The sequence below is a fragment of the Niveibacterium microcysteis genome (assembly GCF_017161445.1).
Lineage (GTDB): Bacteria > Pseudomonadota > Gammaproteobacteria > Burkholderiales > Rhodocyclaceae > Niveibacterium > Niveibacterium microcysteis.
This window is the reverse complement of the sequence record NZ_CP071060.1, coordinates 386642-401923: the sequence shown is the minus strand read 5'-3', so window position 1 is coordinate 401923 and position 15282 is coordinate 386642. Positions and strand designations below refer to the sequence as shown.

14 protein-coding genes and 1 riboswitch are annotated in these 15282 nt (G+C 66.1%); of the genes, 8 read left to right on the top strand and 6 right to left on the bottom strand.

Features of this window, described 5'->3' with window-relative positions:
• Positions 1–43: 43 nt before the first annotated feature.
• A complete protein-coding gene (locus tag JY500_RS01865; RefSeq protein ID WP_206254877.1) occupies positions 44–1126 on the bottom strand; it encodes a sigma-54 interaction domain-containing protein in 1083 nt (360 codons plus the stop codon).
• A gap of 288 nt (positions 1127–1414) precedes the next feature.
• Here JY500_RS01865 and JY500_RS01860 point away from each other — a divergent pair, with 288 nt between their 5' ends.
• The 3 genes from JY500_RS01860 (at position 1415) to metW (ending at position 4982) form a co-directional block, all read left to right on the top strand.
• Positions 1415–3037 carry a methyl-accepting chemotaxis protein gene (locus JY500_RS01860; RefSeq protein ID WP_206254876.1) on the top strand — a complete coding sequence of 541 codons (1623 nt, stop codon included), beginning with the start codon at positions 1415–1417 and terminating at the stop codon, positions 3035–3037.
• Between the two features lie 234 nt (positions 3038–3271).
• Complete coding sequence (gene metX, locus JY500_RS01855) at positions 3272–4399, top strand: homoserine O-succinyltransferase MetX (protein WP_206254875.1); 1128 nt, start codon at positions 3272–3274, stop codon at positions 4397–4399.
• A 1-nt stretch (position 4400) separates the two neighbouring features.
• Positions 4401–4982, top strand: coding sequence for a methionine biosynthesis protein MetW (metW, locus tag JY500_RS01850; protein WP_172201425.1), 582 nt, complete (start codon positions 4401–4403; stop codon positions 4980–4982).
• Positions 4983–5024: 42 nt separating this feature from the next.
• Here the strand turns inward: metW and JY500_RS01845 are convergent, their stop codons facing one another.
• The gene (locus JY500_RS01845) at positions 5025–5837 is read right to left on the bottom strand and encodes an HAD family hydrolase (protein ID WP_206254874.1); all 813 of its coding nucleotides are present in this window, start codon (positions 5835–5837) and stop codon (positions 5025–5027) included.
• Positions 5838–5884: 47 nt separating this feature from the next.
• Positions 5885–6274, bottom strand: a complete 390-nt coding sequence (locus JY500_RS01840; protein WP_172201427.1) for a VOC family protein — start codon at positions 6272–6274, stop codon at positions 5885–5887.
• Positions 6275–6382: 108 nt separating this feature from the next.
• On the opposite strand from JY500_RS01840, the gene JY500_RS01835 reads away from it, so the two are divergent.
• On the top strand, positions 6383–7264 hold the full coding sequence (locus JY500_RS01835) for a LysR family transcriptional regulator (RefSeq protein ID WP_172201428.1): 882 nt from the start codon (positions 6383–6385) through the stop codon (positions 7262–7264).
• Between the two features lie 20 nt (positions 7265–7284).
• On the opposite strand, the gene JY500_RS01830 is transcribed toward JY500_RS01835, so the two are convergent.
• Positions 7285–8688: an aminotransferase-like domain-containing protein gene (locus JY500_RS01830; RefSeq protein ID WP_206254873.1), complete on the bottom strand. Its 1404-nt coding sequence runs from the start codon at positions 8686–8688 to the stop codon at positions 7285–7287.
• A gap of 125 nt (positions 8689–8813) precedes the next feature.
• Between JY500_RS01830 and JY500_RS01825 the strand changes: the two genes are divergently transcribed.
• Both JY500_RS01825 and JY500_RS01820 read left to right on the top strand, forming a co-directional pair.
• Positions 8814–9215 carry a hypothetical protein gene (locus JY500_RS01825; protein WP_206254872.1) on the top strand — a complete coding sequence of 134 codons (402 nt, stop codon included), beginning with the start codon at positions 8814–8816 and terminating at the stop codon, positions 9213–9215.
• A 5-nt stretch (positions 9216–9220) separates the two neighbouring features.
• Entirely contained in the window at positions 9221–10123 is a 903-nt protein-coding gene (locus JY500_RS01820) for a DMT family transporter (protein ID WP_206254871.1), read from the top strand.
• Here the strand turns inward: JY500_RS01820 and JY500_RS01815 are convergent.
• Positions 10099–10638 (bottom strand): hypothetical protein, encoded by a 540-nt coding sequence (locus tag JY500_RS01815; protein WP_172201434.1) that lies wholly within the window; start codon positions 10636–10638, stop codon positions 10099–10101. The two genes, JY500_RS01820 and JY500_RS01815, sit on opposite strands and share 25 nt — an antisense overlap.
• A 232-nt stretch (positions 10639–10870) precedes the next feature.
• Positions 10871–10964, top strand: a riboswitch (TPP riboswitch).
• A 50-nt stretch (positions 10965–11014) separates the two neighbouring features.
• On the opposite strand from JY500_RS01815, the gene thiC reads away from it, so the two are divergent.
• Complete coding sequence (gene thiC, locus JY500_RS01810) at positions 11015–12928, top strand: phosphomethylpyrimidine synthase ThiC (RefSeq protein WP_206254870.1); 1914 nt, start codon at positions 11015–11017, stop codon at positions 12926–12928.
• A 95-nt stretch (positions 12929–13023) separates the two neighbouring features.
• On the opposite strand, the gene JY500_RS01805 is transcribed toward thiC, so the two are convergent.
• Positions 13024–13962: a LysR family transcriptional regulator gene (locus tag JY500_RS01805; RefSeq protein ID WP_206254869.1), complete on the bottom strand. Its 939-nt coding sequence runs from the start codon at positions 13960–13962 to the stop codon at positions 13024–13026.
• A 98-nt stretch (positions 13963–14060) separates the two neighbouring features.
• On the opposite strand from JY500_RS01805, the gene JY500_RS01800 reads away from it, so the two are divergent.
• Positions 14061–15269 carry an MFS transporter gene (locus JY500_RS01800; RefSeq protein WP_206254868.1) on the top strand — a complete coding sequence of 403 codons (1209 nt, stop codon included), beginning with the start codon at positions 14061–14063 and terminating at the stop codon, positions 15267–15269.
• Positions 15270–15282: the final 13 nt, after the last annotated feature.

The following is a 15282-nucleotide window of genomic DNA, read 5'->3' as shown; positions in this document are numbered from 1 at the left end:
CCGGGTGGCTGGCGACCCACCCCCTGGCCGTCCGGCGCCGGCCTCAGGAGTTCAAGCTGCGCCGCTCGAATGCGACCGGCAGATGCCGCCGCGCCGGGGAGCGGCGTTCGCGCGGGGCGGGTGCGATTTCACCCGGGTGGGTCTGGAATGACCCAGTCGCGGGTGTCGAGGCCACGGCGCCGCGGTCAAGGCCGTACTTCTTCAACATCTTGCCGAGGCAGCGGCGTTCCTTGCCTGCGATCCGCGCCGCCAGGCTGACGTTGCCACCCGCTTCGCGCATCAGGTTTTCGAGGTACTGCCGCTCGAAGCGCTCGATCGCCGCCGCACGCGCTTCGTTGAATGACAGCGGGCCGGATGCGGACGGTCGCGGCACCGGGGCGGACTGGCCACCCAGCCGGAGCACGCCGCCCTCGCACAGCAACAGGCTGCGGTGGACCAGGTTGTCCAGTTCGCGCACATTGCCGGGCCAGAGATGGGTTTCGAGCCATTGCAGGCTCGCCGGGTCGAGCGAGCAGGGACCGAGTCCATAGCGCCGGGCGTAGCGAACAAGGAAGTGCTCGGCCAGCAGGCTGGCGTCGCCCGGCCGTTCGCGCAGCGGCGGCAGCTCGATCGCCAGCACATTGAGGCGCCAGGCCAGGTCCGGGCGAAAGCTCCCGGCTTCGATCAGCGCCGTCAGCCGCGGGCTGGACGCGGCCACCACACGTACGTTCGCCGCCCGTTCGCGGCTGCAGCCAAGCGGGCGATAGCTCTGGTCCTGCAGAAAGCGCAATAGCGAAACCTGAGCGCGCGGCGGCAGCGCATCCAGCTCGTCGAGGAACAGCGTGCCGCCATCGGCCGCTTCGATGAGGCCGCCGCGCGTCTGCCGTGCATCGGTATAGGCGCCCCGCTCTGCGCCAAACAGCTCGCTTTCTATCAGCGCATCGGGCAAGGCGCCGCAGTTGAGTGGCACAAAGGGCGCCTCGCGCCGCGCCGACAGGTAATGGATCGCCCGCGCCGCGACTTCCTTGCCGGTGCCAGTTTCACCGGTGATCAGCACGGGCGCGTCGAAACGCGCCAGGCGCTCGATCAGGCGCAGCGCATGCAGGAAGACCTCGGATTGGCCGATCAGATGCGGCAAAGCGGACATCGGAAACCTCCGGCGCCGTCCTCCAGCGGGACGACAGTTCACTCGGGCGGACTGTCGTTATAGGCGAGCGGCAAGCCAGCGTCATGTTTTTCGGTCGAACGAGAGCGCCCTGTCGCATATGGGCGACAAGTCCATGTCAGCTTTTCGGCAATGCGCCCGATGCATCCATGGCGGCGCCGCGTCAATCGCAAAAAAGGGCAAAACCTGACCGGGATTGCTCAAGTTTCCGGGGCCCGCACCGATAACCGTGCTGTACATGGCCAGTCCCCTCTCCGGAGTTCCAAAAAAATGATCAAGAATCTGCGGATATCGTCCCGACTGGTTCTTCTTTCCAGTTTCCTGCTTGCCCTCGTCGTTGTCGTCGTGGCCTTGGGTCGTTCCGGGCTCAGCACCGCCACCGCGCAGATGGAAAGCGCCTACACCCAGCACACGGTGCCGATGTCCTTGCTCGGTGTTTCGCTCGACACGCTGCACCGTAGCCGCATGCGCATCGTGCTGGCGATGGAGACCCAGTACGTCAAGACCGCCGAAGAGCACTTCGAGGCCATGCGTCAGCTCGATGCCGACGCAATGAAGGGGCTGCAGACGGTTTTCAAGTCGATGACCGATGCTGCTTCCAAGAAGCACATCAAGGAATTCCAGACCCACTACGCCGAATTCACCGAGTCACGCGACAAGATGGTGAAGATGTACGGTGAGGGCGACCGCATGCAGGCGGTGTCCGAGTTCCGCTCGAACGCGCTGCCGGCGTTCGAGCAGGCGATCGACGCCCTCACAGCGCTGCTGAAGATGCAGGTGAAGGAGAACGAAGCGTCCAATGCCGCCGTGGCTGCTAACGCCGCGAAGATCAAGAACACCACCATGGCAATTGCGCTGGTCGGCCTCATCGCCGCCGTCGCACTGTCGTTCTCGATCATCCGCTCGGTCACGAAGCCACTGGGGCAATCGGTCAAGCTGGCCGAGAAGATTGCCGACGGCGACCTGAGCACCGAGATCCGCGTCGAGCGCAACGACGAGACCGGCAAGCTGCTGACCGCGCTTGACGCGATGCAGCAGCAGCTGCGCGCGATGATCGGTGCAATCGAGCAATCGAGCGCCAATATCGCCGGCGCCGCCCAGCACCTGAATGGTGCCTATCACGAGATCGAAGGCAGTGCCGCACAGCAGAGCGAAGCCGCCGCCGGCATCGCCGCCGCCGTGCAGGAGATGACCGCCGGCCTCGACCATGTCGCCGAGCGCGCCGCGCGGGTGCGCGAAGAAGCCCAGAACGCCCATCGCATGTCGGAAGAAGGCTCGGTACTGGCCGACGCCGCGAGCGACGAAGTCGGCCGCGTTGCCGAGTCGGTCAATACCGCAGCGTCAAACATCGGCCGCCTCGAAGAACACTCCACCCGCATCAGCGGCATCGCCGGCATCATCAAGGAGATCGCCGACCAGACCAACCTGCTCGCGCTCAACGCCGCGATCGAAGCGGCGCGCGCCGGCGAACAGGGGCGCGGCTTCGCAGTGGTGGCGGACGAGGTACGCAAGCTGGCCGAGAAGACCGGCAAGGCAACCAGCGAGATCATGACCGCGCTCGGCGCGATCCACGGTGAGACCGAAAGTGTCGCCCGCGTGATGCGCGCATCGGCCACCCAGGCGAATTCGTCGGTCGAAGCGATCAGCCGCCTCGGCCCGGCCCTCGGCTCGCTCAAGAGCGGGGCCGATACGACCCGCCACGAAGTCGCCGAACTGGTCGAGACCTACAACGAACAAAGCGCGGCCAGCCATGCGATTGCCGAGCACATCGAGCGGATCGCGCAGATGAGCGATTCGACCAATGCGGCGATCACCCGCAGCGCCGGCTCGGTGAACGACCTCGAATCGATGGCGGCAGAACTCCGCGCAGCGGTATCCAAGTTCAGGCTTTGAGCGGACCGGGAGAGACGCTCCTGACGGCGGGCCGCCCACATGCGGCGGCCCACCGTTTTCTTTCCTGCCTTGATGCGGCGGTTTGACTTCCAGCCGCCCCCGCGTTAGTTTCCTGCCACTGCGCCGATTTGATCTACAGCTTGCGGGCGCAATACAAATCCGGCTAAAGCGAGGGCAGCCCGACCGTTTGCTCTCCGAGAGCCGGTCGGGTTTTTGTTTTTCTGACGGGCAACCATGACTTCTTCCGGATCCGTTGGCGTCGTCTCGCCGCAGACGGCGCATTTCGCAGAGCCGCTCACGCTGAAAAGCGGCGCGGTGCTGCCAGCCTACGATCTCGTCTACGAGACCTACGGCACCCTTAACGCCCAGCGCGACAACGCGGTGCTGGTCTGCCACGCGCTGTCAGGCTCGCACCATGTGGCGGGCACCTACGCCGGCAAACCCAAGAGTGTGGGCTGGTGGGACAACCTTGTCGGCCCCGGCAAGCCGCTGGATACCAACAAGTTCTTCGTGATCGGGGTGAACAACCTGGGCGGCTGCTATGGCTCGACCGGGCCGACCTCGATCAACCCGGCCACTGGCAAGCCCTGGGGCGCGGACTTCCCCTTCGTGACGGTGGAAGACTGGGTCGCGGCACAGGCCCGGCTGGCCGATCTGCTGGGGATCGAACGCTTCGCGGCCGTGGTGGGCGGCAGCCTCGGCGGCATGCAGGCGCTGGAGTGGACGCTGGCCTTCCCGGACCGCGTGCGCCACGCCGCGATCATCGCCGCGGCGCCGAAACTCTCGGCGCAGAACATCGCGTTCAACGAAGTCGCGCGGCAGGCGATCAAGTCCGACCCGCAATTCCACGGCGGCCACTACTACGAGCACGGCGTGGTGCCAGTGAATGGCCTCAAGCTCGCGCGCATGGTCGGCCACATCACCTATCTGTCGGACGACGCGATGGGCGAGAAATTCGGCCGCAAGCTGCGCCACGGCGAGCACAAGTACCACTGGGACGTGGAGTTCGAGATCGAGTCCTACCTGCGCTATCAGGGCGACAAGTTCGCCGGTTACTTTGACGCCAACACCTATCTGCTGGCGACCAAGGCGCTGGACTACTTCGACCCGGCCTTCGACTACGACGGCGACCTCGCCGCCGCGCTCGCGCGCGCCAAGGCCGACTTCTTCGTCGCCTCGTTCTCGACCGACTGGCGCTTCTCGCCAGAGCGCTCGCGCGAGCTGGTGTTCGCGCTGATCCAGAACGGTCTCAAGGTCAGCTACGCCGAGCTGGAAAGCACGGCCGGCCATGACTCCTTCCTGCTCGACGATCCGCAGTACCACGCGGTGTTGCGCGCGTGGTTCGACGGCATTGGAGTTTGAGATGTCTACCCGTTTCGACTTTGAAGTGATCGCGCGCTGGGTGCAGCCCGGCGATACCGCATTGGACCTCGGCTGCGGTGACGGCAGCCTGCTCGCCTTCCTGCGTGACACCCGGGGCATCAAGGGTTACGGCGTGGAAGCCGACCCCGATCGCGTCGTGGCCTGCATCCGCAACGGCGTCAATGTGCTGCAGATCGACCTTGAGAAGGGCCTCACCGATTTCAACGACGGCCAGTTCGATCACGTGATCATGAGCCTGTCGCTGCAGGCGGTGCACCACACCGAGAAGATCCTCGACGAAATGCTGCGCGTCGGCCGCGAAGCGGTGGTGAGCTTCCCGAACTTCGGTTACTGGAAGCACCGGCAGGCGATCCTCAACGGCCGCATGCCGGTCTCCGAGACCTTGCCCTACGAGTGGTACGACACGCCGAACGTCCGCTTCTTCACGATCGCGGATTTCGAGGCGCTGTGCGAGCAGCGCGGCATCCGCATCCTTGAGCGCGCCGCGTTCGACGAAGACAAACCGGTGGCCGAAGAGGCCAACTTCCTCGCCAGCATGGCGATGTACCGGCTGGCGCGCTGAAACACGGCCCGGCTCGCCGGGCCGCCCTGCACCACCTCGGGCTCAGACCGCTGCGCCGGCCAGCAGGCTGTGGATCACCCGTTGCACGCCGCGCTCGGTATTGCAGGGCGCGCGGAAACGCGCACGCGCCACGACCGCCGGATGCGCGTTCTTCATCGCGTAGGAGTGGGCGGCCTCGTCGAGCATTTCAAGGTCGTTGACGAAGTCGCCGAAGGCCATCGTCTGCTCACGGGCGATGCCCAGCGCCGCCTGCAACTGCTGCAGCCCGCGCCCTTTGTTGACGCCTGCCGCCATCACGTCGACCCAGCGCTCGCCCGATACCACCGCTTTGAGTGACGGACCGAGCGCCGCGAAGTGCGGGTAGATGTCGCGTTCGGCAGATCCCGGCACGCACAGGGCCAGCTTGAGGAAGTCATCCGCCACGGCGGCGAGGTCATCGACCACTTCCAGCCGCGGGTAGTACTTGGCGACCTCGTCGATGAATCCCGTGCCGCCGCGCTCGACATAGGCCGAGCGTTTGCCGCACATCACCGCGCCGACATCGAGGCCCTGCTGCACCAGCCCGCGCCAGATCGCCACCAGTTCGCTCACATCCGCGCGCGCGAGGCAGCTCGACGCCAGCTCCCGCTCGCCCATCATCACCAGCGCGCCGTTTTCCGCGATCACCGGCATCGTCGCCGCCAGCTCGGGAAACAGCGCCAGGATGCTGTGATACTGCCGCCCGCTCGCCGGGCAGAACACCACATCGCGCGCCGCGAGTTGCGCCAGCGTGTGGGCGAAGTCAGCCGGCAGCTGCTTCTGTTCGTCGAGCAGGGTGCCATCCAGATCGCAGGCGATCAGTCGTATTCCGTTCATCTTTGTTCAACCTTGTTGCGTGTACAGGGCGTGTTTCGAACCGCCCCTCAGATCGTGACTTCGATTCGGTTGTCTTCCGGATCGAGCAGCACGTATTCGTAGTAGCCATCGCCGGTCCAGCGCGGGCCGTCGAGCACGCGCAGCCCTTCGGCCACGCTTTGCGCATGGTGCTGGTCTACCGCTTCCTGGCTGCCGACCGAGAAGGCCAGATGGATCAGCCCGAGACGTTGGGCCGCCACGCTATCCTGACTGGCGGGGATGCCGGGCATCGCCATCAGCTCGAGCCGCGCGCCATCGGCGAACCTGAGGAAGTAGGAGCGGAAGTCCTTGCGCGTGTTGTGGTAACGATCGCCGGCGGTAGCGCCGAAGCGCGTTTCGTAGAAACGCCGCTGTGCTTCAAGGTCCGCCGCCCAGATCGCGACGTGCTCGATCTTCATGCCTGAATCCTTTCAACCACGCCCCGTCAGCGGGGCCATGACTGCATCTTGCGCGGCGGCCAATCAAAAGCCAAACTTGTATTTCTTCTGTTTTTATAAGTTCTACTTGTGATCAGAACCCTGCTGCATCATCTGCCGGGCTTTGCTGCGGTGGCGCGCCATGCGAGCTTTTCCAAGGCCGCGGAGGAACTGGCGCTGACGCAGGCCGGCGTGAGTTACCAGATCCGCCAGCTCGAAGAACGGCTGGGCTTTCCGCTCTTCATCCGCGGCCATGGCCAGCCGCTCAAGCTCACTGAACGCGGTGCGCTGTTGCTGGAGGAATACCGACTCGCCGAGAAGTCGATCGAGCGCACGCTGGACATGATCCGCGTCGGCAGCGAACGCCAGCGCATCCGCGTCACGGCGCCGGTGGACCTCGGCAGCTGCTACATCACGCCGCGCCTGCCGCAAATCGAGGCACGCGGCCTGATCGTCGACCTGCATCTGTCCGACCAGCCGGTTGCGCTGGTCGATAGCCGCTTCGACCTCGCCGTGCGCAACGAGCCGAACGAGGAGAGGCTGGTGCACGAACCGCTGCTGACCAGCGCGAACGTGCTGGTGTGCAGCCGCGCTTACGCCGACGCACACGGCATTCCGGACACGGTGAGCACGCTGGCCCGCCACCGCCTGCTGCTGCGCAATGCCGAGCGCAGCCACAGCTGGGGTGATCTGCTTGCAGTAGCGGGGCTGGAACTGGCATCGCTGGCCGATACGCGGGTGCTCGGCAACAGCTTCGCGCTGCTCGAAGGCGTGCGCGCCGGGCTGGGCATCACGCTGCTGCCGCGCTATCTGGTGGCTGAGCAGATCAACCTCGGGCGCCTGCTTGAGATTCCGCTGGCCGACGCCAAGCCCGCCGCAACCGGCTTTTACCTGAGCTACTACCCGTCGGTCACTGCGCGGCTGTGGGCCGCCGTGCTGCTCGACTGCCTTGCCAGTGCCGACGCCGTCTAGCGGCCGCTCCGGATCGCGCCTCAGCCCTGCGCGTACTGCGACAGGAAGCGCTCCAGCCGACGATCGCCGCCGTAGGCGATGTTGATGCGGAAGTACGGCGAGGCCTGCATCTGCGGCCTGAACGTTTGCCCCGGCGCGAGCAGGATGCCGGCCTGTGCCGCTGCGTCCACCAGCGGCGCGGCGTCCTCCACGCCGGTCTTGCGTACCCACAGGAAGACGCCTGCCGACGGCACGTAGGGCACTTCGCAGCCGGTGCGCTCCAGCATCCGCAGCGTGCTGGCGCGCGCGGCGTCGAGCCGTTCGCGCAAGCGTTCGCAGTGGCGGCGATACTGCCCGCCGATCAGCATGCCGTGCACCACCGATTCGTTCATCTCCGGCGAGGTGTTGTTCGTGAGCAGTTTCAGATCACGCAAGGCCGCGATCAGCGCCGGATTCGCGGCCACATAGCCGACGCGCAGATCCGCCGAAATGGTTTTCGAGAAGCTGTTCACGTAGATCACCCGCGCAAGCTGGTCGAGCGTTGCGAGCCGCACCGTCGGCGTGGGCTGGAAGCCGCCGAACACGTCGTCCTCCAGGATCGCGAAGTCATGCTGCTCGGCACAGCGCAGCACGCGGTGCGCAACGGCCGGCGAGAGATCGGTGCCGGTCGGGTTGTGCAGCGCCGACTGGGTGTAGAAGAAGCGCGGCTTGTGCTCGGCCGCGAGCCGTTCCAGCGCCTCCGGGTCCGGCCCCTGCGCGGTGCGCGGCACGCCGATCAGGCGGGCGCCTTGCAGCCGCAGGTTGCCAAAGAAGGCGTGGTAGCCGGGGTCATCCACCAGCACCGCATCGCCCGGGCGCACCAGATGCCGCGCCACCAGATCCAGCGCCTGTGACGCACCCTGCGTCAGCAGCACCTGTTCGGGCTGGGCCGCGACGCCGCGTGCCGCCAGCCGCACGCAGATCTGTTCGCGCAGCGGCAGGTAACCCATGGAGTTGCCATAGCGGGTGAGCCGCGGATTCTCTTCGCGCGCAATCGCCCGCAACTGGCGGCGGATCTCGTCCTCAGGCAACCACGAAGGCGGCAGCCAACCGGCGCTCGCGCGTAGCTGTTCATCCGGCGCATCAAGCCCGCTGCGCACCACCCAGGCCACATCGAGCGCGCGATCCGGCACCGGCTCCGCGGCGCGCACTGGCCCGCTGTCGTCGCGTGACTGCACATAGAAGCCGGAGCCACGGCGCGACTGCAGGTAGCCAAGTGCGACCAGGCGTTCGTAGGCCTCGACCACGGTGAAGCGGCTCACGCCGTAGTGCGTGGCGAACTGGCGGATCGGTGGCAGCCGGCTGCCGCCGCGCAGCAAGCGGTCGTCGATCTGCTCGCGCACGCCGCGCACGATCTGCTCCACCAGCGGCAGGCTGGTCGATGTGTCGAGAGTAAGGCTCAGCATGGGGTACTCCGCGTGCAGGTGTCATGGCGAAACGACCGGTACGGTCCCGCACACGCCACAACAAGTGTCAGGGTTAAATGCGCCAAGTGTCCGGTATTGTCCGTTCAAACGCAACGGAGGTCACCATGTCGCAGCTCCTCTCACCACAAGCCCCCTCGCAACGGCGCCCCCGCCCGTATGTCCGCTACATCGCCGCCGCGCTGGCCCTGTGCGCCACCACCGCAGACGCTGGCCCGCCGCGCCCGGAAGTGGTCTGGGCCGAACGCCAGATCGTGTTCTGGGCCGAAGCGGACACCGGTGCGGTGCACGCCGTTGGCATCCGGCAAGGCGTCAGCGAATTCGGCGTGCTGCGCGCGCCACAGCGCCGAGGTGTATCGCAGCTGTCGCTGGATGCGCGCAATGCAGTGCTGACGGTTTGGGGCGACGATGCGATCTACCGCTACGACGCACACAACCTGAGGCTGCTGAGCCGTAACGAGACCCGCATTGCGCGTGCGGCCACGCAACCGCACCGTTGGGTGGAATGAGGCCGATGCGCACTGCAGCGCCAGCAACCGGCGCCTACCTGCTGGGCTTTCTCGGCGTGGCCAGCTTCAGCCTGACCTTCCCGATGACGCGTGTGGCGGTCGCTGAACTGGACCCGGTATTCGTCGGCCTCGGCCGCGCCATCGTTGCGGCGCTGCTCGCCTTGCTGGTGCTGCAATGGCAGCGGGCACCCTGGCCTACGCGGCATCAGGTGCGGCGGCTCGTCGTCGTTGCGCTGGGCGTTGTCGTGGGGTTTCCGCTGCTCAGTGCGTGGGCAATGCGTTCGGTGGATTCAAGCCACGGCGCGATCATCGCGGGCCTCTTGCCACTCGCCACCGCCGCAGGCGGTGCCTGGCGCGCCAAGGAGCGGCCAACGCTGCAGTGGTGGCTGTGCGCAGCACTCGGTAGTGCGCTGGTGCTGGCCCATGCCTTCCGCGTTGGCGATGGCCAACTGGGCGCTGCCGACCTCGCGCTGACGGGCGCCGTGTTGGCCGCAGCGGTCGGCTATACCGAAGGGGCGATGCTCGCCCGCGAGATGCCGGCGGAAAGGGTGATCTGCTGGGCGCTGATCATCGCCGCGCCCCTGATCCTGGTGGTGCTGCTGGTCTATCCGTTGCACTGGCAGCCGGCCTCGCTCGCTGCCTGGGGGGCTTTCGGCTACGTCAGTGCCTTCAGCATGTTTCTCGGCTTCTTCGCTTGGTATCGCGGCCTTGCGAAGGGCGGCATCGCGCGCATCAGCCAGATTCAGCTGCTGCAGCCCTTCCTGACCCTGTTGGCAGCCGCCTTCCTGTTCGGCGAGCTCGTCGAACCCGGCATGTGGCTATTCGCCGCCGGGGTCATGACCTGCGTGGCCATCGGGCGCCGCATGCCTGCGGTGCCGGTGAATCAGGGGAACACGAACAGCCGGTAGCGGCGCGGTAGGCCCGGCCGATACTCGATCCGCCCACCGTTGGCGACCGGCCCGGCAAGGTTCTGGTCACGTGCATAGACCTTGATGTTGCCGGAGGGATTCGCGAGCAGCGAATCGGCGTCACACAGGATCGCCCCGCCTTCGTAGCGCTTCGTGACACAACGCGAAAGCCAGGCCGGCCCCTTGATCTCCGGTTCGGGCTTGGCGACCGGCGCCGGCGGCAGCGCGGCCTCACCCTCCACCTTGGGTGGGGCAACGGCGGTCGTACCCGCCGCTGCCGCAGCGGCCGCAGCAGCGGCTTTGTCCTTCTCGGCTTTCTCGGCCTTCTTCGATTTCGGTTTGGCTGGCTTCGCCGGTGCCGCCGGCTTGGCCGCGGGTACGACAGGCTCCACCGACGAGATCGCCGGCGCGGGCGCCGGTTCGGGCGGCGCGGGCGGAGGCGGCTCGGGCGCCGTGGCACACGCACCAAGCCAGAGCGCCGCCACCATCGGCAGGATTCGCGCTGTTGCTGACATGCTTGCACCTCCAGTAATCATCAGTCCTTTGTATACCACCGCGCCGATTTCCGCTCGCCCGACCGGATCAACGGTTGCCGCCTCAGGCGCAGCCGCGGGCCCACAAGCTACATAACGGGCCGAGTTCTCACGGCTTGAGACAGGGCGCCGGCTGCGCCCGTTCCCGCCAAGGCGCGCCCAGCCTGGGCGGACAGATCCGACTTGCCAGCCCTTGCCCCATTGGTTAGCCTCTTCGTTTCGCCAGGGGTCCCCGGAAGTCGGGGTGAGAGACACCCTCTGCACCTGATCCGGGTCATGCCGGCGTAGGGAGGCGAAGCCGCCACCGGGCACCCTGCCCGCCTGCCTGCTTCCTCCCCGCCCCAAGAGAGGAAGCACCATGAACGCCAAAGAACAATTCATCGCCTCGAACGCGCATGTCGACGAGGCCGCCATCCAGCCGCTGCCCAATTCGCGCAAGGTGTACTTCGAAGGCTCGCGCGCCGACATCCGCGTACCGATGCGCGAGATCACGCAGGCCGACACGCCCACGGCTTTCGGCGGCGAGAAGAACCCGCCGATCTATGTGTACGACTGCTCCGGCCCCTACACCGATCCGGCGGTGAAGGTGGATGTGCGCAACGGCCTCGCCGCGCTGCGCGCAAAGTGGATCGAGGAACGCGGCGACACCGAAGTGCTGCCGCATCTGTCGTCGGAATACGGCCGTGCGCGTGAAGCCGACAAGAAGCTCGACGAACTGCGCTTCAACCTTCAGCGCAAGCCGCGCCGCGCCAAGGCAGGTGCCAATGTCACGCAGATGCACTACGCGCGCCGCGGCATCATCACGCCGGAGATGGAGTTCATCGCCATCCGCGAGAACCTCAACCGCGCCGCCTACATCGAATCGCTGAAGGCCACCGGCCCCACTGGCGAGAAGATGGCCGCCTTCATGGGCCGTCGTCACCCGGGGCAGAGCTTCGGCGCCGCGATTCCGGACGTCATCACGCCAGAGTTCGTGCGTGACGAAGTCGCCCGCGGCCGCGCGATCATCCCGAGCAACATCAACCACCCCGAAAGCGAGCCGATGATCATCGGCCGCAACTTCCTCACCAAGATCAACGCCAACATCGGCAACAGCGCGGTGTCGTCGTCGATTCAGGAAGAGGTCGACAAGCTCACATGGAGCATCCGCTGGGGCGGCGACACGGTGATGGATCTCTCGACCGGCAAGAACATCCACGAAACGCGCGAATGGATCCTGCGCAATTCACCGGTGCCGATCGGCACGGTGCCGATCTACCAGGCGCTGGAAAAGGTGAACGGCAAGGCCGAAGACCTGACCTGGGAGATCTTCCGCGACACGCTGATCGAGCAGGCCGAGCAGGGTGTCGACTACTTCACGATCCACGCCGGCGTGCTGCTCAAGTACGTGCCGATGACTGCCAACCGCATGACCGGCATCGTCAGCCGTGGCGGCTCGATCATGGCCAAGTGGTGCCTCGCGCATCACAAGGAAAACTTCACCTACACGCACTTCGAAGAGATCTGCGAAATCATGAAGGCCTACGACGTGGCCTTCTCGCTCGGCGATGGCCTGCGCCCCGGCTCGATCTGGGACGCCAACGACGAAGCGCAGCTCGGTGAATTGAAGACGCTCGGCGAACTCACGCAGATTGCGTGGAAGCACGATGTGCAGGTGATGATCGAAGGCCCCGGCCATGTGCCGCAGCAGCTGATCAAGGAGAACATGGACCTGCAGCTGGACTGGTGCGACGAAGCACCGTTCTACACGCTGGGCCCGCTGACCACCGACATCGCGCCGGGCTACGACCACATCACCAGCGCCATCGGCGCCGCGCAGATCGGCTGGTACGGCTGCGCCATGCTGTGCTACGTCACCCCGAAGGAACACCTTGGCCTGCCGAACAAGGACGACGTGAAGGCCGGCATCATCGCCTACAAGATCGCCGCCCACGCCGCCGATCTCGCCAAGGGCCACCCGGCCAGCCAGATCCGCGACAACGCGATGAGCAAGGCGCGCTTCGAGTTCCGCTGGGAAGACCAGTTCAACCTCGGCCTCGACCCCGATACCGCGCGCTCGTACCACGACGAAACCCTGCCGCAGGAAGGCGCCAAGGTCGCCCACTTCTGCTCCATGTGCGGCCCGCACTTCTGCTCGATGAAGATCACGCAAGACGTGCGCGACTTCGCCGCCGCGCAAGGCGTGTCGGAAGAAGAGGCGCTGAAGAAGGGCATGGAAGTGAAGTCGGTGGAGTTCGTGAAGACCGGCGCACAGGTCTATCACAAGGTCTGATTCGAGCCTTCTCTTCAAGCACAAGGGCCGCGTCTGCGGCCCTTGTTGTTTCCACGCTTCGGCGTGATGCAGCAGGCATCCGGCTCCGCCTGGACTCAGACGCCAGCGCGCTTGCTGCAGCTGCGCTCCGCGCCTGGCAACACATCCATCGCATGCCGCATGAAGTCGACAAAGCTGCGCAGCTTGGCGGGGTAGTGTGCGGCGTAGGGGTACATCAGGTACACCGGCAGAGGCGGTGCTCCCCAGTCCGGGGCAAGCTGCACCAGAGCGCCGCGCTTGAGCTCGTCTTCGACCACCCAGGCGGATACCACGGCAATGCCGACGTCGCGCAACAGTGCGCTGCGGATCGCGTAGAGGCTGTCCGACGCGATGCGTGGCTGGATCGCGATGCTGACCTCGGTGCCATCGGCATCGCGCAGCGTCACGTCATTCCGATAGAAGGGTCGCAAGGCCAGCCACGGCAGGTCAGCCAAGTCGTCCGGGGTTCGCGGTGTTGAGTGGCCACTGAGCAACGCAGGACTGCCGACAACGATGCGCGGCACCTCGGCCAGCTTGAGCGCAACCACCGATAGATCGCTGACCGCACCCACCCGGATGGCACAGTCGACACCCTGCTCGATGAAGTTCAGCGGCGCGTCGTGCAGCAGCCATTCGACTGAAACCTTGGGGTAGCGCTCAAGATATTCGCTGAGCGGGCCAACCAGATGGTGCTGCCCGAACGCATGCGGTGCGACCACGCGCAGCACGCCTTGCGGCTCGTCGATCGCCCCGCGCAGGCCCGACTCGAATTCGCCCCACGCGGCCAGCAAGTCCTTTGCGCGTTCGAAGTAGCGCGCGCCGGCCTCGGTCAACATCATCGCGTGCGTGGTCCGGTGTAGCAGGGTCAGCCCCAGCGACTCTTCGAGCGCTTTGAGGCGCCGGCTGATCGTGGGCTGGGTTGCATTCATCTGCAGCGCCGCGGCGGAGAGGCTGCCGGCCTCCACGATCCGCACGAAGGTTTGCATCAGCGCGAGGCGATCCAGGCTCGGTTTCATACGTTAAGTGTATAGCCGTTCTTCGCTTCATACGCCTACCGCGCAGACCGGAACGCTCTCAGACTGCCTGCACAAAATCATCCCTATGCAGGTCGCCCATGAACACCCAAGTCCTGTCGACAGAGAAGCCCTTGCAGAACGCCGATACACCGCTTGATGCGGGCCTCGTTTTTCTACTCGCGAGCGCAGCGGGCCTCAGCGTCGCGTCGCTGTACTACAACCAGCCGATGTTGAGCACGCTGGCGGCTGAGTTCCATGCTTCGCCAACCGTCATCGGCCGTATCCCCACGCTGACGCAACTCGGCTACGCGCTCGGGATCCTTTTGCTTGCGCCGCTGGGTGATCGCTTCGATCGCCGTACGATCATCCTGTGCAAGGTGGCGCTGCTCGCGCTGGCCCTGCTTGCAACCGCGGCTGCACAGTCGATCACGCAACTCGGCGCCCTGTCGGTCGTCATCGGCATCACCGCCAGCCTTGCGCAGGATGCGGTGCCCGCAGCAGCGGCACTGGCGCCGGAAAGCCGCCGCGGCAAGATCGTCGGCAGTGTGATGACAGGCCTGTTGCTCGGCATCCTGCTGTCGCGGGTGGCGAGCGGACTCGTGACGGAACTGTTCGGCTGGCGCGCGTTGTTCATGATCGCTGCGGGCTTGGTCGCGCTACTTGGCATTGTGGCCGCGCGCCGCCTGCCCCACTTCGCGCCGAGCACCGATCTGCCCTATGCGGCCCTGCTCGGCTCGCTCGTCACGCTATCGCGGCGCCATGCCGACATGCGGCGCGCTGCCCTCGCCCAAGGGCTGCTCAGCGCGGCATTCAGTGCGTTCTGGTCAACCCTTGCCGTGATGCTGCACCAGCCCCCGTTTGGCTACGGCAGTGCTATCGCGGGCGCGTTCGGCCTTGCCGGCGCGATCGGCGCACTCGCTGCGCCGGTTGCAGGTAGCCTCGCCGACCGCCGTGGGCCCGAACACGTCACACGCATTGGCGCGGTACTCGTGATCATCAGCTTCGCCGGCTTTGCGCTGCTGCCACACAGCCTCGGCATGCTGATCGCCGGAACACTCGTCTTCGACCTGGGCGTACAGGCCTCACTGATCGCGCACCAGAGCATCGTCTATGGCCTGGAGCCCGGTGCGCGTAGCCGGCTCAATGCCTTGCTGATCGGCGCGATGTTCGTGGGCATGGCCGGGGGGTCAGCGCTTGGCAGCCTCGCATTGGATCTCGCCGGCTGGCGAGGCCTGTGCGCCTTCGCCGGAAGCACGGCACTTGCGGCACTGGCGGTACGTCTGTGGCCGCATCGCGCAAGGACGTAAGCTGACGAGGGCG